The following is an 18,283-nucleotide window of genomic DNA, read 5'->3' on the forward strand; positions in this document are numbered from 1 at the left end:
AATGCCGCCGGTGGGCTGCGGCGGCATTGGGTCGTTTGTCACATACGAACCGTCACCGCTATGTCAGCAGTGTAAAATACCAATAGTTAAAGACGGTGCGGCTGTGCATGGCGGGAAAGCTAGGGCGTAAACGGAGCGATGTCAACGCCCCAGGATTTCACCCCTCACTTGGCCGCTAGCGGCCAAGGATCTCGTCGCGGCGATAGCCTTGCGCATAGAGCAGGCCGGTGAGGTCGCCATGCTGGATGCTGAAGCGCGCCTGGGCCTGCACCACCGGCTTGGCGCGGAAGGCGATCCCTAAGCCGGCGGCCTGCAGCATGGCGAGGTCATTGGCGCCGTCACCCACGGTGAGACAGTCACCCAGTTCGACATGGCGCGCGATGGCGATGCGCTTCAGGGCGTCCAGCTTGGCCTCGCGGCCCAGGATCGGCTCGCGCACGCTGCCGGCCAGCTTGTCGAAGGTGACGACCAGATGATTGGCCTGCTGCTCATCGAAGCCGAAACGCTCCTGGATCATCCGGGTGTAGAAATCGAAGCCGCCCGAGACCAGGGCGCAATACACGCCATGGCTTTTCAGTGTGCGCAGCAGGGTGGTGGCACCCGGCATCGGCTGGATACGCGCGGCGGCGCGATCGAGCAGGCCCTCGGGCAGGTCTTTCAGCAGCGCCACGCGCTCGCGCAGGGCAGCCTCGAAATCCAGTTCGCCGTTCATGGCGCGGCGCGTGATATCGGCAATGCCGGGTCCGAGATCGGCGATATCGGCCAGTTCATCCAGCATCTCGTTCTTGATGATGGTGGATTCCATATCCGCCACCAGCACCTGCTTGCGGCGGTTCTCCGGGTTCACCACCAGCAGGTCCACCGGGGCACCGCGCAGCGCCACCTTGGCGGCATTGACGGCGGCTGCGGCGGCAATGCGGTCGAACGGGATATCGCAGGCCACGCCGGGATCGAGCCAGTCGGCCTTGGCCACCCGGGCCCCGGCCAGCGCCAGGGCGTCGCGCACGGCGCCGGCCATGCGTTCGCTCAGGATGCCGCCGCGCGGGTCGCTGATCAGGGTGAGGATGTTTTGCATGGCGGCCAACCAGGGTAAGAAGAACGGATGATCGATATACCCTCCAGCCTGCCGCTTGTCATCGTTGCCGGGCCGACTGCCAGCGGCAAGTCCGCCCTGGCGCTGGCGATTGCCGAGCGGTTCCGGGGCATGGTGATCAATGCCGACAGCATGCAGGTCTACCGCGACCTGCATGTGCTGACGGCGCGGCCCAGCGCGGAGGAGGAAGCCCGCGCGCCGCACCGGCTCTACGGTGTGCTGGATGCGGCCGAGCATGGCACGGCTTCGCGCTGGTGCGCCCTGGCCCGCGCGGCCATCGCTGAAGCTGCCAGCCAGCGCCTGCTGCCGATTCTCTGTGGCGGCACCGGCATGTATCTGCGGGCGCTGACCGAGGGGCTGGCGCGGATTCCGGCCATCCCGGCCGATATCCGCGCCGATGCGGTGGCGGCATTGGAGGAACTGGGCGCCGCGGGCCTGCATGCCCGGCTGGCCGAGGCCGACCCGGAAACTGCCGCCCGGCTGAAACCCGGCGACAGCCAGCGGGTATTGCGGGCCTGGGAAGTCTGGTGCGCCACGGGCAGGGGCCTCACCGCCTGGCAGCGCGAGGCGGCCGATCCGGGCCTGCCCAACCCGGTCTACCGTATCCTGCTGCGGCCGCCGCGTGGGCCGCTTTATGCCCGGATCGACCGGCGCTTCCAGGCCATGATCGCCAACGGCGCCCTTGAGGAAGCCCGGAAATTCGCGGAACGGTGCGATATTCCCCCCGACGCCCCGGTGCGCAAGGCGCATGGCCTGCCGGAATTGCTGCGGCATCTGCGTAGTGAACTGACGCTGGCCCAGGCAATAGAGATTGCCCAAACGAATACAAGACATTACGCTAAGCGCCAGACCACATGGTTCCGGCACCAGATGCCGGCAGAGCTGGTTGAGGAAACCGACCTCGGGGAGAAAGAAAATTTCAACCCAGAGGCAAGAATCTTTCCATTTCTTGTGGGATACCTGTTGACCGCCGGGTATGGCGGTGTTTAGGGTGGCGCGCTTTTTTACAGGGGTGCGCGAGGGTTTCGTGTGCCCGCAACTTAAGGAATGGAGTTATGCAGACCGAGCAGCGTGAACAGCAGACCATGTCCGGCGCGGAGCTGGTGATCAAGGCGCTTGTAGATCAGGGCGTCGAGGTCATTTTCGGCTATCCGGGCGGCGCGGTACTGCCGATTTACGATGCCCTGTTCAAGCAGAACGCCATCCGCCATGTGCTGGTGCGCCATGAGCAGGGCGCGGTGCATGCCGCCGAGGGCTATGCCCGTTCCACCGGCAAGCCCGGCGTGGTGCTGGTCACCTCCGGCCCCGGCGCCACCAATGCGGTCACCGGCCTCACCGACGCGCTGCTGGATTCGATCCCGATCATCTGCCTGACCGGCCAGGTGGCGACCCATCTCGTCGGCACCGATGCCTTCCAGGAATGTGACACCACCGGCATCACCCGGCCCTGCACCAAGCATAACTACCTGGTGAAGAGCCCGGCCGATCTGGCGCGCATTGTCCATGAAGCCTTCTATGTCGCCACCAATGGCCGCCCCGGCCCGGTGGTGATCGACCTGCCGAAGGACGTGCAGGTGGCGCATGGCCCCTATACCGGCCCGGCCAATGTGCGCCACAAGACCTACAGCCCCCGCGTGGAAGGCGACGACAACAAGATCCGCGAGGCGGTGGCGCTGATGGCGCAGGCCGAGCGCCCGGTTTTCTATACCGGCGGCGGCATCATCAATGCCGGCCCGAAGGCTTCCAGGCTGCTGCGCGAATTGGTGAAGCTCACCGGTTTCCCGATCACCTCGACGCTGATGGGCCTTGGCGCCTATCCGGCCAGCGACCGGCAGTTCCTCGGCATGCTGGGCATGCACGGTACCTGGGAAGCCAATCATGCCATGCATGATTGCGACGTGATGATCAATCTCGGCGCGCGTTTCGACGACCGCATCACCGGCCGCCTCAGCGCCTTCTCGCCGGGTTCGAAGAAGATCCATGTCGATATCGACCCGTCGTCGCATAACAAGACGGTGCGCGCCGATCTCTGCATCGTCGGCGATGCCGCGCGCGTGCTGGAACGCATGATCGCGGTGTGGAAGGAAGCCGGTTACAAGCCCAAGACCAAGGCGCTGGATGCCTGGTGGCAGCAGATCGATCAGTGGCGCGCCCGCGATTGCCTGCGCTTCAACCAGGACGACAAGATCATCAAGCCGCAATATGCCATCCAGCGGCTGTATGAGAAGACCAAGCACCGCGAGACCTACATCACCACGGAAGTGGGCCAGCACCAGATGTGGGCGGCGCAGTTCTACAAGTTCGATGAGCCGAACCGCTGGATGACCTCGGGCGGCCTTGGCACCATGGGCTACGGCCTGCCGGCAGCCATTGGCGCGCAGCTTGGCCATCCCGACAAGCTGGTGGTGGATATTGCCGGCGAAGCCTCGATCCTGATGAATATCCAGGAACTCGGCACCGCGGCGCAGTACCGCCTGCCGGTGAAGGTATTCATCCTCAACAACGAATATATGGGCATGGTGCGCCAGTGGCAGGAATTGCTGCATGGCAGCCGCTATTCCGAGAGCTATTCCGAGGCGCTGCCGGACTTCGTGAAGCTGGCGGAAGCCTTCCATTGCGTCGGCCTGCGCTGCACCAAGCCGGGCGACCTTGATGGCGTGATCGACGAGATGATCAAGATCGACCGGCCGGTATTGGTCGATGTTGCGGTCTCGAAGAACGAGAACTGCTTCCCGATGGTGCCGTCGGGCGCCGCCCATAACGAAATGATCCTGCCCAACCACGGCGATGCTGATCCAGAGCCGGCGGTGAGCGAAGAGGGCATGGCGCTCGTCTGAGCGCCGATCAAGGAATACGGGAAACTACAATCATGTTCGCGCAAGTCACGCTGCCGGTTCAGTCGCATATCCTTTCCGTGCTGGTCGATAATGAACCCGGCATCCTCGCCCGTGTCGTCGGCCTGTTTTCAGGTCGCGGCTACAATATCGAGAGCCTTACGGTGGCGGAGGTGTCGCATGCCGCCCATCTCTCGCGCATCACCATTGTTACCTCCGGTCCCGATGCGGTGATCGAGCAGATCAAGGCGCAGCTCGGCCGCCTGGTGCCGGTGCACAGCGTGCACGATCTCTCGGTCGAAGGCCCGCATATCGCCCGCGAACTGGCACTGGTGAAGGTGGCCGGTATTGGCGACAAGCGAGTCGAGAGCCTGCGCATCGCCGATATCTTCCGCGCCCGCGCGGTCGATTCCACCATCGAATCCTTCGTCTTCGAGGTTACCGGCACGCCGGAGAAGATCGATGCCTTCATCAAGCTGATGCAGCCGCTCGGCCTGGTCGAGGTATCGCGTACCGGTGTGGTCGCGATCAGCCGCGGCCCGCAGGCCCTCTAACCGATCTATTGCAAACCACGACGCATTAAAGGGAGAAGAAACCATGCGTGTGTACTATGACCGCGACGCCGACCTGAACCTGATCAAGGGCAAGAAGGTCGCCATCGTCGGCTACGGCAGCCAGGGCCATGCCCATGCCCAGAACCTCAAGGATAGCGGCGTGAAGAACGTCGCCGTCGCGCTGCGCAAGGGCTCGATCGGCAACAAGAAGGCCAAGGATGCCGGCTTCAAGACCATGACCCCCGCCGAGGCCGCCAAGTGGGCCGACGTGATCATGGTGTTGACCCCGGATGAGGGCCAGGCCGACCTGTGGAACAACGACCTGCGCGACAACATGAAGGAAGGCGCCGCCCTTGCCTTCGCGCATGGCCTGAACATCCACTTCAACCTGATCGAGCCGCGCAAGGACATCGACGTGTTCATGATCGCGCCGAAGGGTCCGGGCCACACCGTGCGTTCGGAATACCTGAAGGGCGGCGGCGTGCCGTCGCTGGTTGCCGTGTACCAGAATGCTTCGGGCAATGCCCTGGAAATCGCGCTGTCCTATGCCTCGGCCAATGGCGGCGGCAAGGCCGGCATCATCGAGACCACCTTCCGCGAGGAATGTGAGACCGATCTGTTCGGCGAGCAGGTTGTGCTCTGCGGCGGTCTGGTCGAACTGATCAAGGCCGGCTACGAGACCTTGACTGAGGCTGGCTATGCCCCGGAAATGGCCTATTTCGAGTGCCTGCATGAAGTGAAGCTGATCGTGGACCTGATCTACGAAGGCGGCATCGCCAACATGAACTACTCGATCTCCAACACCGCCGAGTATGGCGAATACGTCACCGGCCCGCGCATCATCACCGCCGAGACCAAGGCCGAGATGAAGCGTGTGCTGGCCGACATCCAGGAAGGCCGCTTCGCCCGTGACTGGATGCTGGAGAACAAGGTGCACCAGACCTCGTTCAAGGCCACCCGCGCCAAGATGGCCGCGCATCCGATCGAGGAAGTCGGCACCAAGCTGCGCGCCATGATGCCGTGGATCGCCAAGAACAAGCTGGTCGACAAGAACCGCTCGAACTAAGGCCTGCCAGCCGAAACAAGACGGCCGCCGGAGCAATCCGGCGGCCGTTTTTTTGTTTCCTGTGTTTTGATGAGATTCGCGGGTCCAGCCCGCGAATGACGATTCAAATGAGTTGGCGTCATGCCCGGGCCTGACCCGGGCATCTCATTCAAGTGGCGCATGGCTGATCGCTCCCTCATGCCGCAGCAGCCATTGCTTGCGATGCAGGCCGCCGCCATAGCCGGTGAGGGCGCCGTTGGCGCCGATCAGTCGGTGGCAGGGGATCACGACGCTGATCGGGTTGGCGCCATTGGCGAGGCCGACGGCACGGGCGGTGCTTGGCGGTAATCCGAGCCGGGCGGCCATGGCGCCGTAGCTGAGCGTGGTACCGGCGGGAATTTCGCGCAGGGCCCGCCAGACCTGACGCTGGAAGTCCGTGCCGCCGAAGGCGCAGGGAATATCATCGACCGTGCCGAGTTCGCCGCTGAAATACGCCGCAAGATTTTTGCGGATCGCTGCCGGCGCGCGGCCCGGCACCAGATCAAGGCCGCTCTTGTATTGCCGCCCGACAAGGCGGCGCATGCGTACTTCATGCTCCTGCCAGTCGAGGATACGCAAATGGCCCTGATCGTCAGTCGCGATCAGGGCCATGCCGATGGGTGTCTGGAGGGTATCGAGGGTGAAAACTGCGCCGTTCATTGCCCGATTGTGGCGGGCGATGAGGCCAGACGAAAGGCTCTGTTCCGGCTCGATGTCGACGGCCTTCACAACTGCTGCAACTCAAGGGTCGGTCATCCTCGGCGTCAGTCAATACACTGGTTGCCGAAACCCATTCAGGTTTAGCCAGAAAGCACAAACTCGCGGCATAAATCTGACGGATTCTGCTCAGCCGATAGGCGCGTTAGCGCAGCATAAATTCGATATAGTCAGTAGTAGAATTGCCTGGAAACAACGCTAATATTGCGCGTTAACCAGCAATGCCGCGTCGCCGGCGCAGGACGCCCACGCATGCCGCTTGATGACCGCACCCCGCCAGATGGCCCTGGCTTCGATGTGCGCATGGAGGAGCGCTTCCGCTCCCGCGCGCCAGCGACGGTCAAGGTCATCGACTTCACCCGCAAGAGCTTGATCGGTGCCAATTTCGAAGGCCGTGTTCTCACCAAAGCAAAACTGTCCGGCTCGGACCTGACGCGCGCCAGGCTGGCCAATGCTGATCTGGTGGAGGCCGATCTGTTCGGCGCCAATCTTTCCCAGGCCGATCTCAAGCATGCCAACCTGACCAACGCGATTCTGCGCGGTGTCAATCTGAAAGGTGCCAATCTCAATCATGCCAAGCTCAGCGGAGCGGATTTCCGTGGCGGTGTGATGATGGGGGCACAGGGTGGCCGCACCGGGCTAGAAGCTTCCGACCTCACCGATTGCCTGCTGGAATTCGCCACAGCCTCGCGGGCCGAATTTTCCGGGGTCGATCTTTCCGGCGCCAGCATGATCGGTGCTGATCTCTCGGGGGCGAATTTCTTCGGCACCAATCTGCGCAATACCGATCTTTCCCATGCCAATCTTTCCGGTGCCAATCTCGGTGATACCAAGTTGATCGGCACCAAGCTGATCGGCACCAATCTGGAAGGCGCACAGATCGTCAACGCCACGGTCAGCGGCGTGGTCAGTCTAGGCACCGAATTCGCCAATGCAGTAATCAAGGGCGTGGCATTGGAAGAACTCACCGCCAGCCCGCCGGTACTCACCGAGCCGCAGGATTTCCCGGATTTCCTCAAGAACGAATTGCTCTCCCATACCGATTGGGTGGAGTCGCGCGGCCAGCAGGGGTGCCGACTGATCCTGAAGGATGCGACGCTGCGCTATTTCAATTTCTCCGGCCTGATGCTGGATGCTGTGGATTTCAGCGGCGCCGATCTCTGTGGTTCGCGGTTTGCTGCCGCTTCCATGGTGCTGACCAATTTTACCGCTGCCAAGCTGATCGGTGCCGATTTCACCGAGGCCCGGATAAGCGGCACCAATTTCACCGGCGCGACTCTCCGGCTATCGAATTTCCGCGGTGCGCAAAGCGGCAGTGTGCCGATCTACAGCCCAACCGGGCAGTTCACTGGCCGGCAATTCACCACCAATTTCACCGATGCCGATCTGGTGCGCGCCGAACTCGATGGCTTCGATATCTCAGCCTGCGTGAAGCCTTAAGCCTCTGCCATGTCGGTGTGCTGCAGGCCACCGAAGATCGGTTCGGCGCCAAGCGGATGCGCGTTCAGCTTGGCATTGAAGCAGCGATGCTGGAAGCCGTGCTTGTCATGAACTGTGATCGCCTGGGGTGGGTAGCTGCCATCCACCGCGCGCGGCCCGGTGAGATAGAAGGCCAGACGGTCCAGCGGCACATTCAGCAGGCGGATTTCACCAAGCCCGGCGATGCGTTCGGAGACGGCGGCAAGGAATACTTCCGTGCCGCAAAGTGCTCCGCCTTCCGAGATCGGGCGGCGGAAATCACCAACCAGAATCTGCCCGGCCTTGGCGGCGCCGATCAGGCGGGCCACTTCGATGGTGACATTGCCGACAATGAATTCGCCGGCCAGGCCGCCGCCGGCGCGGGGCTGGCCATACTGGAAATGACTGCCGATGCCGAGGCAGAGGCGCAGTTCCGGGATTGCAGCCGATATGCGCGATGTGCGCTCCAGCGTCTTGAACATCATCACGAACAGCGCGAAGCAGCAGAAGAAATCGATATCCTCGGTGAAGCCTTTCAGCCGGTTCCAGACATAGAAGCCGTCGCCGGTCGTGGTGCGGGCAAGCTCCACCCTGAGGCCGCGCTTGCGGCTCAGTTCTTCGGCCAGGTTGATGGCGAATTCCAGCGTAGCGAGCTGTGCTGCCTGTTCCGCCGGGCTGCGATGCGAGAAGCCGACGATGTCGATCAGCAGCACGGCGCGGTGCTGTGTCTGCGTCACCGCGAAGGCAGCGAAAAGCTCATCAACGCGGTCGGGATGCGCTTCACCCGGTTCGGTGCCGATAGCCTGATCAAGGCGAATCTCGATCGGCTGCACGTCCAGTTCCTGCGCCACCATATCGAAGGTATGGCCGCCCATCTGGCGGCTGCCGGCGAAGATGCGCGGGTTCGCGGTATCGGCGAAGAACAGCCGCACCTTCGGCACGGTGATCACCTCGATGCCGAGCCGGCTTGGGCGCCAGCCGACCAGAGCGTTGCTGCCAAAACGCCACAGATCGAACAGCACATTGTAGATTTCGCCATAGCCGGCGCTATCGCTGCTGCGTTCTTCGCCTTGCATGAATCCTCAATCGAAGGCCTGGCCTTCGATGCAGCTTGGCGTCAGACGATCTCTTCCAGAGACGGGCCGGGCGCTTCGCCAGGCTGGGCGCCGGCGGCTTTCACCAGATCGAAGATATGGCGGCGCAGGCTTTTCGAGTCGATGCGGCTGAAATAGCGCACCAGTTCCATGGCTTGGCGCTGCGACACCCGGCCCGAAGTCTCGGCGTCGATTTCATCGGTAACCGGCGCGGCCGCGATTGCCGCCGCCTCATCCATCTGGCCTTCGAAGAAATAGGATGGCGGTACATTCAGGATATGGGCGAACTGCTGTAGCCGGCTGGCGCCGATGCGGTTCATGCCCTTTTCGTATTTCTGGATCTGCTGGAAGGTGAGGCCGACTGCCTCGCCCAGCCGGGTCTGGCTGATGCCGGCAAGGGTGCGTGCGGCGCGCAGCCGACGGCCGACATGGCTGTCGAACTGGTTGGGGCCGCGACTCTTGGCGCCCTTGGAGCGGCCGGCAGTGCTGCCCTCGATGGTGGTCGGCACGGTAATCTCCTTCCAGAATCGGGCATATCGACTGCGTGGATGACTACATTTGACAAATCAGAAATGTAGTTTTGTGTCCCACCTGTCGGATGCCCACTAAGCATCTTGTAGTCGGGATTTTATCTTTGGATTTAAGGAGTTACGCGTTAATTATCGCTAATATCGCTGTTGTTCCGCCTATATCATTGGTTACGCTGAGTCTTGGTTAGCGCAACCATAGCCTTTTCGGTTGTATTACCATCAAATTGCCGTAATCGGACGGCAACCTGACATGGTTAATCGTTCACGCTCTTTTAAGCCCGGCAAAGCACAGTGTTAGGCGTCACCATCCCGTATTCCAGTTTTCCCGGCCTGCCGGGATCGCCTTTGCCGAGGACCCGCCGAAGCGTGTACACTATCGCTAAACCACGGAAATATTGGCCGGATCGGGTTCGGCGCGGGCATTGGCGCGCGGCCCGGGCCGCAGCGCCCGTTGCCGTGGCTGTTTGGCGTCAGGGTGGAGAGGGCCTGTCATGAATATCAATCCAGCGAACAGCATGAGCGGCGACTCGAAGCCCCAGGCGCGCGAACGCGTCATCATTTTCGACACCACGCTGCGTGATGGCGAGCAATCGCCCGGCTGCTCGATGAATCTTGAAGAGAAACTGCGCATCGCCGAGACGCTGGAAGCGATGGGCGTCGATGTCATCGAGGCAGGTTTCCCGATCGCCTCGAACGGTGATTTCGAGGCCGTGCATGAAATCGCCAAGCGGGTAAAGAATTCCATCGTCTGCGGTCTCAGCCGCGCCGGCCGCAAGGATATCGACCGCGCCTGGGAAGCGTTGCAGCCGGCGAAGCGCGCGCGCATCCACACCTTCATCTCCACCAGCCCGCTGCACATGAAGTACAAGCTGCAGATGGAGCCCGATGCGGTGCATCAGGCGGTGATCGATTCCGTTACTCATGCGCGTAATCTGTGTGACGATGTGGAGTGGAGCTGCGAGGATGGCACGCGCTCCGATCCGGAATTCCTCTGCCGCCTGATCGAAAGTGCGATCAAGGCCGGTGCACGCACCATCAACGTGCCCGATACGGTCGGCTATACCGTGCCGGCGGAATATACCAAGCTGATGCGCTATCTCATCGAAAACGTGCCAAACAGCGATTTGGCGCGCTTTTCCGCGCATTGCCACAATGACCTTGGCCTTGCCGTGGCGAATTCCCTTGCTGCTGTTATCGGTGGCGCGCGCCAGGTGGAATGTACCATCAACGGCATCGGCGAACGTGCCGGCAATGCAGCGCTGGAAGAGATCGTGATGGCGCTGCGCACGCGCGGCGATGCGATGGCGTTTGATACCGGCATCCGCACCACCGATATCACCAAGGCTTCACGGCTGCTTTCGTCGGTCACTGGTTTCAATGTGCAGCCGAACAAGGCCATCGTCGGCGCCAATGCCTTCGCGCATGAAAGTGGCATCCATCAGGATGGCATGCTCAAGCATGCCGGCACCTACGAGATCATGACGCCGGAATCGGTTGGCCTGAACCGCTCGACGTTGGTGATGGGCAAGCATTCCGGTCGCCATGCCTTCCGCAAGAAGCTGGAGGAGCTCGGCTTCGCGCTCGCCGACAACCAGCTCAACGATGCTTTCGCGCGCTTCAAGGATCTTGCTGACCGCAAGAAGGATGTGTTCGACGAGGATCTGCTGGCCCTGGTCGACGACACCATGAGCCGTGGCAACGACCGCATCCGCTTCCAGAGCCTGCAGGTGGTGGCCGGTTCCAAGGGCCCGCAATCGGCGGAACTGGAACTCGAAATCGATGGCAAGGCCGCGGCCGTCAAGGCCACCGGCAATGGCCCGGTGGACGCCACCTTCAATGCCATCAAGGCCCTGTTCCCGCATGAAGCCCGGCTGCAGCTCTATCAGGTCCATGCGGTGACCGAGGGCACCGATGCCCAGGCCGAGGTGACGGTGCGACTCGCGGAAGGTGGAAAAACCGTGAACGGACAAGGCGCCGATGCCGATACCCTGGTGGCTTCGGCCCGTGCCTATATCCATGCGTTGAACAAGCTGCTGGTGAAGCGGGAGAAAACCGCGCCGGCGGCGCTGAGTGCGTGATCCCCTGGCGTAAAGGCCACGGAAATAGCGGGGTCGAAGCCTTGCTTATCCAGTCCTGACGCCGCATAACGGCCCGAATATCTGGTTCAAGAGGTGAAGTGTCGATGTTTTCGCGATTGATGGGTTTCATGTCGGCCGATATGGCCATCGACCTCGGCACAGCCAACACGCTGGTCTATGTGAAGGGCCGTGGCATCGTGCTGAACGAGCCCTCGGTGGTGGCGATCAGCAACGTGCGCGGCAAGAAGGAAGTGCTGGCGGTTGGTGACGAGGCCAAGCAGATGCTGGGCCGCACCCCGGGCAACATCGAGGCCATCCGCCCACTGCGTGATGGTGTCATCGCCGACTTCAATGTCGCCGAGGAGATGATCAAGCACTTCATCCGCAAGGTGCATAATCGCCGCAGCTTTGCGTCGCCGCAGGTGATTATCTGCGTACCTTCGGGTTCCACCGCCGTGGAGCGCCGCGCCATCATGGAATCCGCCGAGTCGGCGGGTGCCCGCCGCGTGCAGCTGATCGAGGAGCCGATGGCGGCTGCCATCGGCGCCGGCCTGCCGGTCACCGAGCCGACCGGCTCGATGGTGGTGGATATCGGCGGCGGCACCACCGAAGTGGCGGTGCTCTCGCTCGGCGGTATCGTCTATTCGCGCAGCGTGCGCGTCGGCGGCGACAAGATGGATGAGGCGATCATCGCCTATATCCGCCGCAACAATAACCTGCTGGTGGGCGAGGCTTCGGCCGAACGCATCAAGAAGCAGATCGGTTCCGCCTGTCCGCCGGAAGAGGGCAATGGCCTCTCCATGGAGATCAAGGGCCGCGACCTGATGAATGGCGTGCCGAAGGAACTGGTGATCAACCAGCGCCAGATCGCCGAAAGCCTGGCCGAGCCGGTCGGCGCCATTGTCGAGGCGGTGAAGGTGGCGCTGGAGCATACCGCGCCGGAACTCGCTGCCGATATCGTCGACAAGGGCATCGTGCTCACCGGCGGCGGCGCGCTGCTCGGCAATCTCGATCTGGTGCTGCGGCATGCCACCGGCCTGCCGGTGACCATCGCCGACGAACCGCTGTCCTGCGTTGCGCTGGGTACCGGGCGCGCGCTGGAAGGCATGAAGACGACGTTCAAGCAGGTTCTCTACAATCCGTCCTACTAAAGTGAAGCAGGGCGGGCCGCAACGAGGGGCTTAGATGCGGTTGAGGAGCGGACGTGGCATGGGGCTGGCAGCGCCGATCAAGGCGCTGGCGCAGCGTTTTGCGTTCCTGCTGCTGGTCGGCGCCGCGCTTGGCCTTATCCTGCTCAGCCGCATCGACCGTCCCGCCGTGGAGCGCGTGCGCGCCGTCACGGCCGATATGTTCGAGCCGGTGCTGTCGGCGGTGTCACAGCCCATCGCCTTCGTCGGTAATATCGTCGGCATCGTCGACGACCTGCTGTTCGCTCATGAGGAAAACGTCCGCCTGCGCGTCGAGAATGCCCGCCTGCTGCAATGGCAGGACGTGGCCCGCCGCCTGGAGCAGGATAATGCCAGCCTCCGCCGTCTGCTTTCGGCCGGCCCGGATCTGAGCCACAGCTTTGTCACTGGCCGCGTCATCGCCGATGGCGGCGGCCCGTTCGTGCGTACCGCGCTGATCAATATTGGCGCCAAGGACGGCGTGAAGAAGGGCCAGGCCAGTATCGGCGAGGGCGGCTATGTCGGCCGTGTTGCCGAAGTGGGCCAGCGTGCCGCGCGCATCCTGCTGCTTACCGACTTGAATTCGCGTTTGCCGGTGATGATCCAGGAAGGCGGCCACCGCGCCGTGCTGGCCGGCGATAATTCCCAGCAGCCGAGATTGGAATACCTGCCTGCCGGCGCCAAGCCGCAGGTTGGCCAGATGGTGGTCACCTCCGGCGATGGCGGCCAGTTCCCGGCCGGCATCCCGGTGGGTGAAATCGTCTCCGCCTCGGAAGGCAATGTGCGGCTGCGGCCCTTCGTCGATCTTGGTCGCCTGGATTTCCTGCGCGTGGTGCAGTTCGACGAGACCCGTCTGGATACCGAGGAGGCGCCGCGGTCAGCCGCGCGCAAGCCGTGACCTCGGCAACCGGGGCGCGGCCATGAAGCCCCTGGCAACTGCAACGCGCCGGATGCGCGGCTTCCTGCCCATCGTTTCCTGCCTGCTGCTGGTGGCGGTGGGCCTGGCCCCGGTCGGCCTGCCGTATTTCGCTACCATCTCCCCCGCGCTGGCCCTGATGGCGGTGTTCTACTGGAGCATCTTCCGCGCTGATCTGATGTCGATGCTGGGTGCTTTCCTGATCGGCCTAGTGGTCGATCTGATCACGGCCGGCCCGCTTGGCCTCAATGCCCTGATCCTGCTGCTCACTCATGAACTCGGCGTGTCGCAGCGCCGCGTTTTTCTCGGTTCCTCGTTCCTGGTCAACTGGTGGGCCTTCGCCCTGGTTGCCATCGGTGCCAGCCTGATCGGCTGGGTGATAGCCAGCCTGCTGCATTGGCAGCTCCATGCTTTCCGCCCCTTGCTGGCGCAACTCATGCTCTCGCTTGGCCTTTATCCGGCGATCTACTGGCTGCTCAGCCGCCTGGAGCAGCGCTACCTGCGCCCCGGTCTACCGACATGATGGGGCGCCGACATGATGGGCGTGCCGATATGAGTGCTTTGCCATGAATAGGCGCGACCAGGATTTGCAGCGCGTGTTCAGCCGCCGGGCGCTGATGCTCGGGGTTGGGCAATTGGCTCTGTTCGGCGCATTGGCCGGGCGGCTCTATTATCTTCAGGTGCTGGAATCCGGCCGCTATACGCTGCTCTCGGATGAAAACCGCATCTCGATGCGCCTGCTGCCGCCGCGCCGTGGCCGCGTGCTCGACCGCTTCGGCACCGAGCTTGCCTCCAACCGGCGCAATTACCGCGTGCTGATCGTTGCCGAACAGGCGCGCAATGTCGATGCCACGCTGACCAAGCTGGCCGACCTGATCCATATCGACGACACCCAGCGCGCCCGCGTGAAGCGTGAGGTGGAGCGGCGGCGCAAATTCGTGCCGGTGGTGGTGTCGGAAAACTTGTCCTGGGAGGACTTCGCCCGCATCAACCTCCATTCGCCGGATCTGCCGGGTGTGCAGCTTGATGTTGGCGAGACGCGTGACTATGGCATGGGCGCGGTGTTCAGCCATGTGGTGGGCTATGTCGGCGCCGTGTCGGAGAACGAGCTCGGCGACGATCCGCTGCTGGAACTGCCGGGCTTCCGCATTGGCAAAAGCGGCATTGAAAAGCTGTTTGACGAGGATCTGCGCGGCCGTGCGGGCCATAGCCAGATCGAGGTCAATGCCTATGGCCGCGCCATCCGCGAACTGGATCGCACCGACGGCCTGACCGGCGATGATGTGGTGCTGACCATTGATGCCGACCTGCAACGCTTCGCCGCCGAGCGGCTGAAGGATGAAAGCGCCGCGGCGGTGGTGATGGATGTGCATACCGGCGAGGTTCTGACGCTGGTATCCAATCCCGGCTTCGATCCCAACTGGTTCAATGTCGGCATCACCACGGCGCAATGGCGCCAGCTCAATGGCGATAAATACCGCCCGCTGACCAATAAATCGGTGCAGGGTCAGTACCCGCCCGGTTCCACCTTCAAGATGGTGGTGGGCCTGGCCGCGCTGGAAGCCGGCGGCGTCACGCCCGATAGCCGCGTCTTCTGCCCTGGCCATATGGAATTCGGCAACAACACCTTCCACTGCTGGAAGAAGGGCGGCCATGGCAGCATGAATCTGGTGCAGGCACTGGAAGAGAGCTGCGACGTTTACTTCTATGAAGCCGCCCGCCGTATCGGCGTCGACAAGATCGCCGATATGGGCAAGCGGCTTGGCCTTGGCGATGTCAGTGGCCTTGATGTCACCGGCGAGCGCCGCGGCCTGATGCCGACCCGTGCCTGGAAGCAGGGCGCCTTGGGCCAGCCCTGGGCGCAGGGCGAAACCCTGGTGGTGGGTATCGGCCAGGGCTATGTGCTGGCGACGCCGCTGCAGCTTTGCGTGATGACCGCCCGGCTGGCCAATGGCGGCTATGCCGTGCAGCCGCGCCTGGTGCGGCATGATGATGTGCTGGGGCCTTCGCCAGAGCAGCGCCCGGCCAGCCAGCTTTACAATTCACTCAACATCAAGCGCGAGCATCTCGAAGTGGTGCAGGAAGGCATGGTGCGCGTCACCACGCCGCCGCGCGGCACCGCCCATGGTGCCCGTATCACCCAGCCGCAATTCGCCATGGCTGGCAAGACAGGTTCCAGCCAGGTGCGACGTATCTCCAAGGCCGAACGCGATACCCGCGTGCGCAAGAACGAGGAGAAACCCTGGGAGGAGCGCGACCACGCCCTGTTCGTTGCCTATGCGCCAGTGGGCAATCCACGCTACTGCATCGCCGTGATCGTCGAGCATGGCGGCTCAGGTTCCAAGGCAGCGGCCCCCATCGCGCGCGATATCCTGCTGGAAACCCAGCGGCTTGATCCCTCGCGCCGCAACCGGGCACCGGGTCCGCCGCCGGCTACCACCGCCGACACGCCTGCCGGGCCGCAATCGGCGCGACCGCCCAAGCCGCGGGAAGGCTGAACATGCGCCGGACGTCTCTGCTCAGCCGTGGCAACGACCTGACATTGGGCCGCAAGCTGCGTGACATCACCTGGGGTCTGGTGCTGCTGATCTGCATGATCGCCAGTGTCGGCTTCATCCAGCTTTTTTCGGCGGCGGGCGGCGATATCGATCCCTGGGCCGACCGCCAGATGCTGCGCTTCGCCATCGGCCTTGGCGTCATGACCCTGATCGCGGTTACCGATATCCGCATCTGGATGCGGGCGGCCTATCTGTTCTACGCCGTGGCCCTGGTGCTGCTGGTGGCGGTGGAACTGGTTGGCCGTGTCGGCATGGGCGCGCAGCGCTGGCTTGATCTCGGCGTTCTCCATATCCAGCCCTCGGAGATCATGAAGATTTCCATCGTGCTGGCCCTGGCACGCTATTTCCACGGCTTGTCGCATGAGGAGGTCGGCATGATCCGCTGGCTGTTCATCCCGCTCGGCCTGGTGGTGGCGCCGGTGGTGCTGGTGATGAAACAGCCCGATCTCGGTACCGCGATGCTGCTGCTCGCCACTTCCGGCGCGGTGTTTTTCTATGCCGGCGTGCGCATGTGGAAATTCCTGCTGGTCATTATTGCAGGCGGTTCGGCACTGCCGATTGCCTGGAATCTGATGCACGATTATCAGCGCAAGCGCGTGCTCACCTTCATGAACCCGGAGCAGGATCCGCTCGGCGCCGGCTACCACATCCTGCAATCCAAGATCGCGCTCGGCTCCGGCGGCTTCATGGGCAAGGGCTTCCTGCAAGGCAGCCAGAGCCATCTGAGTTTCCTGCCGGAAAAGCAGACCGACTTCATCTTCACCATGCTGGCCGAGGAACAGGGCCTGGTCGGCGCGCTCGGCCTGATCACGCTCTACATCCTGGTGCTGGCCTATGGCTATGCGATCGCCATGCGCTCGCGCAATCAGTTCGGGCGCCTGGTGGCCGGCGGCCTCACCACCATGCTGTTCCTCTATGTCTTCATCAACATCGCCATGGTGTCTGGCATGGTGCCGGTGGTGGGCGTGCCGCTGCCGCTGGTCAGCTATGGCGGCACGGCGATGATGACATTGCTGATCGGCATCGGCCTGCTGATCGGCGTCTATGTCCACCGCGATGTGGAAATTCCCAGGCATATGAGCGGTTTGTAGGTTATCCCCAGGGCGCGAATTTGCCCCTGGGATAGCCCTTGCAATCGCTGCGAATCCGAGTATGTTGCGCGCCGGATTTGATTGGGCGCATAGCTCAGTTGGTAGAGCAGCTGACTCTTAATCAGCGGGTCCCAGGTTCGAGCCCTGGTGCGCCCACCATTCCTTCCTAGGAATGATCTCCAATCGATCCGTTCCCTCAGAATTCCAGCTTCGGCAATCGCACGCGCAACGCCTGCGGCTCCACGGCATAGTCGATCGGGCCGGGCAGCATGTCGATTTCGCCATCATTGGCCACCGGCTTGGGCCGGGCGAAATCGATGCGCAGGTGTTCCGCCTTGATCACTTCCAAACGCGGATCACTGTCCAATGTGCCAAGGAACAGCTTGGCGAGCTGGCTGGCCGAGCCAAGCCAGTTCTTCTCATGCGAGATATAGGCAGTGAGTTCGCCGCTCTGCAGATCGGGGCGGCCAAACAGCTGCCCGGCGCGGAATTCGTAGGCCCCCACTGCCACGACAATGGCGGGCGAGAGGATTTCGCGCCGCTGGCCCTGGTGGTCGATGGTGATCTGCATCAGGCGGTGGCGCCGCACCGCGCGCCAGGCAGACCGCAGCATGGCGCCCCATTTGCTCAAGCCCCAGAGGCGGCGGCGGCGCTCGCGGTCCACCACCATGTCCGGATAAAGGCCGAGGGCGGATTTGTTGAGGAACAGGCGGTCGTTGATGCGGCCCAGGTCGATGGCGGCAACAGTGCCCTGGCTCAGGGCCGCCACGGCGCGGTCGATTTCCAAGGGGATATTGAGGTCGCGGGCCAGCAGATTCATGGTGCCGAGCGGCAATACGCCCAGGATGCCGCCGGGCTGCGTCCCGCGTTTTTTGAGCAGGCCCGCAGCACTGCGCAGCGTGCCATCGCCGCCGCCGACCCAGACTTCCTCGGCTTCGTTGGCAGCGCGCCGCAGGCTGCCCAGCAAGGCATCCGGCGGCACCACATGCACGCGCACATCTTCCTGGCCATGGGCCAGCGCCGCCTCGCGGATCAGGCTGCCCAATGCCTCCGGGCCATGGCGCCTGGCCGTGCCCGAGGCCGCGTTGATCACCACTTGGGTCGTCATGG

The 18,283-nt window shown here is 63.1% G+C and carries 16 protein-coding genes and 1 tRNA gene; 12 read left to right on the forward strand and 5 right to left on the reverse strand.

What is annotated here, in order from left to right; all coding sequences use genetic code 11:
* Positions 1–175: 175 nt before the first annotated feature.
* Entirely contained in the window at positions 176–1,075 is a 900-nt protein-coding gene (gene serB / locus ACQY7X_RS13920) for a phosphoserine phosphatase SerB (protein ID WP_428246018.1), read from the reverse strand.
* 27 nt (positions 1,076–1,102) lie between these two features.
* On the opposite strand from serB, the gene miaA reads away from it, so the two are divergent.
* From miaA to ilvC, 4 genes are all read left to right on the forward strand, one after another.
* Complete coding sequence (gene miaA / locus ACQY7X_RS13925) at positions 1,103–2,083, forward strand: tRNA (adenosine(37)-N6)-dimethylallyltransferase MiaA (RefSeq protein ID WP_428246019.1); 981 nt, start codon at positions 1,103–1,105, stop codon at positions 2,081–2,083.
* Between the two features lie 65 nt (positions 2,084–2,148).
* A complete protein-coding gene (locus ACQY7X_RS13930) occupies positions 2,149–3,930 on the forward strand; it encodes an acetolactate synthase 3 large subunit (RefSeq protein ID WP_428246020.1) in 1,782 nt (593 codons plus the stop codon).
* A gap of 32 nt (positions 3,931–3,962) precedes the next feature.
* A complete protein-coding gene (gene ilvN / locus ACQY7X_RS13935) occupies positions 3,963–4,481 on the forward strand; it encodes an acetolactate synthase small subunit (protein ID WP_428246021.1) in 519 nt (172 codons plus the stop codon).
* Between the two features lie 43 nt (positions 4,482–4,524).
* The gene (ilvC, locus tag ACQY7X_RS13940; RefSeq protein ID WP_428246022.1) at positions 4,525–5,547 is read left to right on the forward strand and encodes a ketol-acid reductoisomerase; all 1,023 of its coding nucleotides are present in this window, start codon (positions 4,525–4,527) and stop codon (positions 5,545–5,547) included.
* A 144-nt stretch (positions 5,548–5,691) separates the two neighbouring features.
* On the opposite strand, the gene ACQY7X_RS13945 is transcribed toward ilvC, so the two are convergent.
* Positions 5,692–6,294 (reverse strand): methylated-DNA--[protein]-cysteine S-methyltransferase, encoded by a 603-nt coding sequence (locus ACQY7X_RS13945; protein ID WP_428246023.1) that lies wholly within the window; start codon positions 6,292–6,294, stop codon positions 5,692–5,694.
* Positions 6,295–6,534: 240 nt separating this feature from the next.
* Here ACQY7X_RS13945 and ACQY7X_RS13950 point away from each other — a divergent pair, with 240 nt between their 5' ends.
* Positions 6,535–7,722 (forward strand): pentapeptide repeat-containing protein, encoded by a 1,188-nt coding sequence (locus ACQY7X_RS13950; RefSeq protein WP_428246024.1) that lies wholly within the window; start codon positions 6,535–6,537, stop codon positions 7,720–7,722.
* On the opposite strand, the gene ACQY7X_RS13955 is transcribed toward ACQY7X_RS13950, so the two are convergent.
* Together ACQY7X_RS13955 and ACQY7X_RS13960 are read right to left on the reverse strand one after the other, a co-directional pair.
* Complete coding sequence (locus tag ACQY7X_RS13955) at positions 7,719–8,816, reverse strand: hypothetical protein (protein WP_428246025.1); 1,098 nt, start codon at positions 8,814–8,816, stop codon at positions 7,719–7,721. The genes ACQY7X_RS13950 and ACQY7X_RS13955 overlap by 4 nt on opposite strands.
* A 41-nt stretch (positions 8,817–8,857) precedes the next feature.
* A complete protein-coding gene (locus ACQY7X_RS13960; protein ID WP_428246026.1) occupies positions 8,858–9,343 on the reverse strand; it encodes a helix-turn-helix domain-containing protein in 486 nt (161 codons plus the stop codon).
* Positions 9,344–9,855: 512 nt separating this feature from the next.
* On the opposite strand from ACQY7X_RS13960, the gene ACQY7X_RS13965 reads away from it, so the two are divergent.
* From ACQY7X_RS13965 to ACQY7X_RS13995, 7 genes are all read left to right on the forward strand, one after another.
* On the forward strand, positions 9,856–11,442 hold the full coding sequence (locus tag ACQY7X_RS13965) for a 2-isopropylmalate synthase (protein ID WP_428246027.1): 1,587 nt from the start codon (positions 9,856–9,858) through the stop codon (positions 11,440–11,442).
* Between the two features lie 104 nt (positions 11,443–11,546).
* Positions 11,547–12,593 (forward strand): rod shape-determining protein, encoded by a 1,047-nt coding sequence (locus tag ACQY7X_RS13970; protein WP_341983492.1) that lies wholly within the window; start codon positions 11,547–11,549, stop codon positions 12,591–12,593.
* A gap of 58 nt (positions 12,594–12,651) precedes the next feature.
* Positions 12,652–13,506 carry a rod shape-determining protein MreC gene (mreC, locus tag ACQY7X_RS13975; RefSeq protein WP_428246028.1) on the forward strand — a complete coding sequence of 285 codons (855 nt, stop codon included), beginning with the start codon at positions 12,652–12,654 and terminating at the stop codon, positions 13,504–13,506.
* Positions 13,507–13,528: 22 nt separating this feature from the next.
* Positions 13,529–14,047, forward strand: a complete 519-nt coding sequence (gene mreD, locus ACQY7X_RS13980) for a rod shape-determining protein MreD (protein WP_428246029.1) — start codon at positions 13,529–13,531, stop codon at positions 14,045–14,047.
* Between the two features lie 43 nt (positions 14,048–14,090).
* Complete coding sequence (gene mrdA, locus ACQY7X_RS13985; protein ID WP_428246030.1) at positions 14,091–16,022, forward strand: penicillin-binding protein 2; 1,932 nt, start codon at positions 14,091–14,093, stop codon at positions 16,020–16,022.
* Between the two features lie 2 nt (positions 16,023–16,024).
* Positions 16,025–17,173 carry a rod shape-determining protein RodA gene (gene rodA / locus ACQY7X_RS13990; protein WP_428246031.1) on the forward strand — a complete coding sequence of 383 codons (1,149 nt, stop codon included), beginning with the start codon at positions 16,025–16,027 and terminating at the stop codon, positions 17,171–17,173.
* Between the two features lie 83 nt (positions 17,174–17,256).
* Positions 17,257–17,332 (forward strand) — tRNA-Lys (locus ACQY7X_RS13995).
* A 37-nt stretch (positions 17,333–17,369) separates the two neighbouring features.
* Here ACQY7X_RS13995 and ACQY7X_RS14000 read toward each other — a convergent pair.
* Positions 17,370–18,281 (reverse strand): diacylglycerol/lipid kinase family protein, encoded by a 912-nt coding sequence (locus ACQY7X_RS14000; RefSeq protein WP_428246032.1) that lies wholly within the window; start codon positions 18,279–18,281, stop codon positions 17,370–17,372.
* Between the last annotated feature and the right edge of the window lie 2 nt (positions 18,282–18,283).

Source organism: Ferrovibrio sp. (genome assembly GCF_965278975.1).
GTDB lineage: Bacteria > Pseudomonadota > Alphaproteobacteria > Ferrovibrionales > Ferrovibrionaceae > Ferrovibrio.

Bases quoted from the DNA above. Each gene is read 5' to 3' on its own strand.
- serB (WP_428246018.1), bottom strand. From the start codon at position 1,075: ATGCAAAACATCCTCACCCTGATCAGCGACCCGCGCGGCGGCATCCTG.
- miaA (WP_428246019.1), top strand. From the start codon at position 1,103: ATGATCGATATACCCTCCAGCCTGCCGCTTGTCATCGTTGCCGGGCCG.
- ACQY7X_RS13930 (WP_428246020.1), top strand. From the start codon at position 2,149: ATGCAGACCGAGCAGCGTGAACAGCAGACCATGTCCGGCGCGGAGCTG.
- ilvN (WP_428246021.1), top strand. From the start codon at position 3,963: ATGTTCGCGCAAGTCACGCTGCCGGTTCAGTCGCATATCCTTTCCGTG.
- ilvC (WP_428246022.1), top strand. From the start codon at position 4,525: ATGCGTGTGTACTATGACCGCGACGCCGACCTGAACCTGATCAAGGGC.
- ACQY7X_RS13950 (WP_428246024.1), top strand. From the start codon at position 6,535: ATGCCGCTTGATGACCGCACCCCGCCAGATGGCCCTGGCTTCGATGTG.
- ACQY7X_RS13955 (WP_428246025.1), bottom strand. From the start codon at position 8,816: ATGCAAGGCGAAGAACGCAGCAGCGATAGCGCCGGCTATGGCGAAATC.
- ACQY7X_RS13965 (WP_428246027.1), top strand. From the start codon at position 9,856: ATGAATATCAATCCAGCGAACAGCATGAGCGGCGACTCGAAGCCCCAG.
- ACQY7X_RS13970 (WP_341983492.1), top strand. From the start codon at position 11,547: ATGTTTTCGCGATTGATGGGTTTCATGTCGGCCGATATGGCCATCGAC.
- mreC (WP_428246028.1), top strand. From the start codon at position 12,652: ATGGGGCTGGCAGCGCCGATCAAGGCGCTGGCGCAGCGTTTTGCGTTC.
- mreD (WP_428246029.1), top strand. From the start codon at position 13,529: ATGAAGCCCCTGGCAACTGCAACGCGCCGGATGCGCGGCTTCCTGCCC.
- mrdA (WP_428246030.1), top strand. From the start codon at position 14,091: ATGAATAGGCGCGACCAGGATTTGCAGCGCGTGTTCAGCCGCCGGGCG.
- rodA (WP_428246031.1), top strand. From the start codon at position 16,025: ATGCGCCGGACGTCTCTGCTCAGCCGTGGCAACGACCTGACATTGGGC.
- ACQY7X_RS14000 (WP_428246032.1), bottom strand. From the start codon at position 18,281: ATGACGACCCAAGTGGTGATCAACGCGGCCTCGGGCACGGCCAGGCGC.